The organism is Phenylobacterium sp. (genome assembly GCF_024508875.1).
Taxonomy (GTDB): Bacteria; Pseudomonadota; Alphaproteobacteria; order Caulobacterales; family Caulobacteraceae; genus Phenylobacterium.
This window is the reverse complement of the sequence record NZ_JANINU010000160.1, coordinates 1-5,492: the sequence shown is the minus strand read 5'-3', so window position 1 is coordinate 5,492 and position 5,492 is coordinate 1. Positions and strand designations below refer to the sequence as shown.

Below are 5,492 nucleotides of genomic sequence, written 5' to 3'. Positions count from 1 at the left end.
AGAGCCGTGAAGGTCAGTTCAATTCCCTCGACCTGGATAGACCAGGTGGGCGCCGTTTACCCGAAACCACGGTCGCGGGCAGGGACAGCTCCCTATGAGTGAATTAAGGTCGCTGGAATATTGTCGCCTTCGACGAGAGCCGCAGCAGGACCCGCCACCGACTAAGGTAGGACGCCTTGGCCCCGGTCTCAAGCGCGGCGGCGGCCCGCACTCGTGGATTGGGGCTTGGGAGTTGGCCGGCGCGGGCTTACATCGGGCGCCTTGAACGCACCCGCCCACATCGCCGAACAGAGCCTGGCCCGCCAGGCCAACGACATCGCCCGCGACCTGACGCGGCCCAGCCCGCGCGTCTACTGGCTGGACCTCGCCGTCACCGCGGCCGTCACCTGGCTCAGCTTCGGCGTCGCCGCCACCGCCGGCTCGGTCGCCTGGACGCTGGTGGCCGGCGTGGTCTGCATCCTGGCCCTCTACCGCGGCATCAGCTTCATCCACGAGCTGACCCACCTGCGCGGCGACGACATCCCAGGCTTCCACTTCGCCTGGAACGTCCTGATCGGCGTGCCGTGGCTCACCCCGTCGCTGCTGTACGAGGGCGTACACATCCTGCATCACGCCAAGGACCGTTACGGCACCGCCCGCGATCCCGAATACCACCCGCTGGCGCGCCGGCCGCTGCACGAGCTGGCCGTCTTCCTGGGCATCGCCCTGCTGGCGCCGGTAGGCACGCTGCTGCGCTTCGGCGTCCTCGCGCCCCTGGGCTTCCTCCTGCCGCCCGTGCGCCGGTTCGCGATCGCCAAGGCCTCGGGCATGGTCATCAATCCCGGCTTCTCGCGCGAGGACTTCGACCGCGCCAACCGCGCGCCCTGGCTGGCCCAGGAGATCGCCGCCTGGCTGTGGTGCTGGACGGTGGTCGGCCTGACGCTCGCCGGCGTCCTGCCCCCGCGCGTCCTGCTGACCGCCGCGGCGATCTTCAGCCTGATGACCTTCCTGAACCAGCTCCGCACCGCCGTCGCCCACCGCTGGGACAACGACGGCGAGGTCATGGCCCCGCTGGACCAGTTCCTGGATTCGGTGAACGTGCCGCCGCCGGCGCTCTTGCCGTTCCTGTGGGCGCCCGTCGGCCTGCGCTACCACGCGCTGCACCACCTGATGCCCCGGCTGCCCTACCACAACCTCGGGACCGCCCACCGCCGGCTCGTCGAGGCCCTGCCGCCCGACCACGACTACCGCCGCGCCGAGGAGCGCGAGCTGTTCCCGGCCCTGGGCAAGCTGGTGAAGCGGATGCGCCGGCCGAACTAGGCCCCTTCGGCCGCCAGCTTCTCGATCTTCGCCGCCGCGCTCTCCAGCGCGCCCACCGCCTTGCTCTCGATACGCGAGCGGTCGGCCTGCAGGCGTCCCACCTCGACCTGCAGCGCGGCCAGCCGGTTGCGGGCGTCCAGCAGCTCGTCGGCCAGCAGCAGGCCGCCCATCAGGAACAGGCGCGTGTCGCCGAGCTGGCCCATGTCCTGGCTGATCTGCCGCACCTGCTGGTCGAACAGCTTGGCCAGCTCCTGCAGGTGCGCCTCCTGCCCGTCCTCGCAGCCCACGGCGTAGGGGCGGCCGTTCACGTCGACGTTGATCTGGGCCATCGTCTCAAGCCTCCGTGGCCTGGCCGTTCAGGGCGGCCTTGATTTCCTGGATGGCGCGGCCCAGCGCGGCCGAGGCCTGGGCGCCGGCCTCCTCCAGCTCGCGCTCCCGGGCGCGCGAGGCGTCCAGTTGCTCGGCCAGGTTCGAGCGGTCCTGGTCGAACAGCCCGCCGGCGTCGGCGCTGGCCGCCTTCAATCGCTGCGACAGGCGCTGCTCCAGCACGTGGAGCGCGTTCTCCAGCCGCCTCGCCGCCAGGTCCAGGGCGCTCTCGCCACCGCTCATGCGATCCTCCGAAGCCGTTCCGACTCATATACGCGCCCGCGTGAGTCTCGCGAAATCCGCGGCCATTTCTTGACCCCGCTTTCTTGACCGTGCCGCCCCCGCATGCGAGGCCGCCGCGCAATTCCCGCCAGAGAGACCGAAGAGACGATGTCCGCGCCCACTCAGCTCATGGCCAACGCCATCCGCATGCTCTCGCTGGACGCGGTCGAGGCCGCCGGCTGCGGCCACCCCGGCATGCCGATGGGCATGGCCGACGTGGCGACGGTGCTCTGGTCGAAGTTCATGAAGTACGACGCCGCGGCCACCGACTGGGCCGACCGCGACCGGTTCGTCCTCTCGGCCGGCCACGGCTCGATGCTGCTCTACAGCCTGCTGCACCTGACGGGCGTCAAGGGCGTGCCGATGCAGAGCCTGCGCGACTTCCGCCAGCTCGGCTCCAACACCCCGGGCCATCCCGAGTATGGCCACACGCCCGGCGTCGAGACCACCACGGGCCCGCTGGGCCAGGGCCTGGCCACCGCCGTCGGCATGGCCATGGCCGAGCGCCGGCTGGCTGCTCGCTTCGGCGAAGACCTCGTCGACCACCGCACCTGGGTCGTGGCCGGCGACGGCTGCCTGATGGAGGGCATCAGCCACGAGGCCATCAGCCTCGCCGGCCGCCTGAAGCTCGCCAAGCTGACCGTCCTTTGGGACGACAACGACATCACCATCGACGGCCACGTCGGCCTCTCGGACGCCACCGACCAGATCGCCCGCTTCAAGGCCGCCGGCTGGGCGACCAAGAAGATCGACGGCCACGACGAGAAGGACATCAAGAAAGCCCTGGCGTGGGCGCTCAAGCAGGACAAGCCGTCGCTGATCGCCTGCAAGACCGTCATCGGCAAGGGCTCGCCCACCTTCCAGGGCACCCACGACGTCCACGGCAAGGCCCTGGGCAAGGACGAGGTCGCCAAGACCCGCGAGGCCCTGGGCTGGACCGCCGAGCCCTTCACCGTCCCCGACGAGGCGCTGAAGCCGTGGCGCAAGGCCGGCAAGCGCGGCGCCAAGGACCGCAAGGCCTGGCAGGCCCGCCTCGACGCGTCCCCGCTGAAGACCGAGTTCCTGCGCGCCGTCTCGGGCGAGCTGCCGAAGCACGCCTTCGAGGCCCTGGACGCCTTCATCGCCAAGGCGGCCGCCGAAAAGCCCGCCGCCGCCACCCGCCAGCATTCGGGCGCGGTGCTGGAGCAGATCTTCGGCCAGGTCCCGGAACTGGTGGGCGGCTCGGCCGACCTCACCGGCTCGAACAACACCTACGTCAAGAACACCCCGATCTTCGACGCCCCGCACTATGAGGGGCGCTATGTGAACTACGGCGTGCGCGAGTTCGGCATGGGCGCGGCCATGAACGGCATGGCCCTGCACGGCGGGGTCATCCCCTACGGCGGCACGTTCCTGGTCTTCACCGACTACGCCCGCCCGGCGATCCGCCTCGCGGCCCTGATGGGCGTGCGCGTCGTCCACGTCGGCACGCACGACAGCATCGGCCTCGGCGAGGACGGCCCCACCCACCAGCCGGTTGAGCACCTGGCCTCCCTGCGCGCCATGCCCAACCTCAACGTCTTCCGTCCCGCCGACGCGGTGGAGACGGCCGAGTGCTGGAAGCTGGCCCTGGAAGCGACGCGCACCCCGTCCGTGATGGCGCTCAGCCGCCAGAAGACCGCCGGCGTCCGCGGCGACGCGGGCGAGAACCGCTCGGCCCGCGGCGCCTACCAGCTCGTGGGCGCGGGCAGCCCGGCCCAGGTGACGATCTTCGCCACCGGCACGGAAGTCCCGGTCGCCCTGGCCGCCCGCGACCTGCTGGAAGCCGACGGCATCGGCACGCGCGTCGTGTCGGTCCCCTGCTTCGAGCTGTTCGAGGCCCAGCCGGCGGACTACCAGGAAACCCTGATCGGCGAGACCGCCGTCCGCGTGGCCGTCGAGGCCGGCGTGCGCCAGGGCTGGGACCGCTTCATCGGCGCGGACGGCGCCTTCGTCGGCATGACCGGCTTCGGCGCCAGCGGCACGGACAAGGCCCTCTACGCCCACTTCGGCATCACCCCCGAAGGGGTCGCCGCCGCCGCCAAGGCCAAGCTGTAGTAACGCGCCTCCCACGTCGCGAAGACGACGGGGGAGGTGGATCGCCGCGGCGCGGCGAGACGGAGGGGGCGCAAGGCCTCAAGCTCGGCGGATGGGGCTTTGCGCCCCCTCCACCGCTTCGCGGTCCCCTTCCCCCGCACACTTCGGTGCAGGGGAGGAGCGGTTCGCCACGATGACTTGGAGATCGACCATGCGCCTCGGCACACCCAATTCGCCCACCGCCGTCCGGGTGATGCTCCTGGGCTCGGGCGAGCTCGGCAAGGAGGTGGTGATCGAGCTCCAGCGCCTCGGCTGCGAGGTGATCGCCGTCGACCGCTACGCCGACGCCCCCGCCCAGCAGGTCGCCCACCGCGCCCACGTGATCCCCATGACCGACGCGGCCGCCCTGCGCGCCCTGGTCGAGGCCGAAAAGCCCCACCTCATAGTCCCCGAGATTGAGGCCATCGCCACCGATGAGCTGGCCGCCATCGAGGCCGCGGGCCTGGCCACCGTCATCCCCACCGCCCGCGCCGCCCAGCTCACCATGAACCGCGAGGGCATCCGCCGCCTGGCCGCCGAGGACCTGGGCCTGCCCACCAGCGCCTACGCCTTCGCGTCAACGGAAGCCGAGCTGGCGCAGGCCGCGGCGAACGTCACCGGCTACCCCTGCTTCGTGAAGCCGGTGATGAGCTCCTCCGGCAAGGGCCAGTCCTACGTCGAGACGGCCGAGGGGATCGCCGCCGCCTGGACCTACGCCCTGGAGGGCGGCCGGGTCGAACAGCCCCGCGTCATCGTCGAGGGCCGCGTGGACTTCGACTTCGAGATCACCCAGCTCACCGTCCGCAGCCTGAAGAACGGCCAGGTCCAGACCAGCTTCTGCGCCCCCATCGGCCACCGCCAGGTGAAGGGCGACTACGTGGAAAGCTGGCAGCCTCAGGCCATGAGCGAAAAGGCCCTTGCCCGCGCGCGCGACATCGCCGCCAAGGTCACCGACGCCCTGGGCGGCCTCGGCGTCTTCGGCGTCGAACTGTTCGTGAAAGGCGACGACGTCTGGTTCTCGGAAGTCAGCCCCCGCCCCCACGACACCGGCCTCGTCACGCTGGTCACCCAGGTCCAGTCCGAGTTCGCCCTCCACGCCCGCGCCATCCTGGGCCTGCCGGTCGACGTCACCCAGCGCGAGCCGGGCGCCAGCGCGGTGATCTACGGCGGCCTGGAGGCCAAGGGCATCGCCTTCGAGGGCGTGGCCGAGGCGCTCGGCGTCCCCGGCGCCGACCTGCGCCTCTTCGGCAAGCCCGAAAGCTTCGAACGCCGCCGCATGGGCGTCGCCCTGGCCCGCGCCGCCGACGTGGACGAAGCCCGGGAGCGGGCGAAGGAAGCCGCCGCGAAGGTAAGGCCCGTCGCGGGCTAAGGCCCGCCGCCGGCCCTTCCCCCAAACCTCGTCATCCCCGGGCTTGACCCGGGGATCCATTCCAGGGCGTCGGCCCGGTCCG

Annotated in this window: 5 protein-coding genes; 3 read left to right on the top strand and 2 right to left on the bottom strand. The window is 71.4% G+C overall.

What is annotated here, in order from left to right; all coding sequences use genetic code 11:
- The first annotated feature begins 261 nt into the window (after positions 1-261).
- Positions 262-1,299 (top strand): fatty acid desaturase, encoded by a 1,038-nt coding sequence (locus Q0L11_RS12815; protein WP_296597723.1) that lies wholly within the window; start codon positions 262-264, stop codon positions 1,297-1,299.
- Here the strand turns inward: Q0L11_RS12815 and Q0L11_RS12810 are convergent.
- Both Q0L11_RS12810 and Q0L11_RS12805 read right to left on the bottom strand, forming a co-directional pair.
- Entirely contained in the window at positions 1,296-1,628 is a 333-nt protein-coding gene (locus Q0L11_RS12810) for a cell division protein ZapA (RefSeq protein ID WP_296597722.1), read from the bottom strand. The two genes, Q0L11_RS12815 and Q0L11_RS12810, sit on opposite strands and share 4 nt — an antisense overlap.
- Positions 1,629-1,632: 4 nt before the next feature.
- Entirely contained in the window at positions 1,633-1,908 is a 276-nt protein-coding gene (locus Q0L11_RS12805; RefSeq protein ID WP_296597721.1) for a DUF4164 family protein, read from the bottom strand.
- A gap of 147 nt (positions 1,909-2,055) precedes the next feature.
- Here Q0L11_RS12805 and tkt point away from each other — a divergent pair, with 147 nt between their 5' ends.
- Both tkt and purT read left to right on the top strand, forming a co-directional pair.
- Positions 2,056-4,023 carry a transketolase gene (gene tkt / locus Q0L11_RS12800; RefSeq protein ID WP_296597720.1) on the top strand — a complete coding sequence of 656 codons (1,968 nt, stop codon included), beginning with the start codon at positions 2,056-2,058 and terminating at the stop codon, positions 4,021-4,023.
- 190 nt (positions 4,024-4,213) lie between these two features.
- A complete protein-coding gene (gene purT / locus Q0L11_RS12795; protein ID WP_296597719.1) occupies positions 4,214-5,410 on the top strand; it encodes a formate-dependent phosphoribosylglycinamide formyltransferase in 1,197 nt (398 codons plus the stop codon).
- The last annotated feature ends 82 nt before the right edge of the window (positions 5,411-5,492 follow it).

Excerpts from the sequence above, each read along its gene's own strand:
- Q0L11_RS12810 (WP_296597722.1), bottom strand. The coding sequence starts at position 1,628 with ATGGCCCAGATCAACGTCGACGTGAACGGCCGCCCCTACGCCGTGGGC.
- Q0L11_RS12805 (WP_296597721.1), bottom strand. The coding sequence starts at position 1,908 with ATGAGCGGTGGCGAGAGCGCCCTGGACCTGGCGGCGAGGCGGCTGGAG.
- tkt (WP_296597720.1), top strand. The coding sequence starts at position 2,056 with ATGTCCGCGCCCACTCAGCTCATGGCCAACGCCATCCGCATGCTCTCG.
- purT (WP_296597719.1), top strand. The coding sequence starts at position 4,214 with ATGCGCCTCGGCACACCCAATTCGCCCACCGCCGTCCGGGTGATGCTC.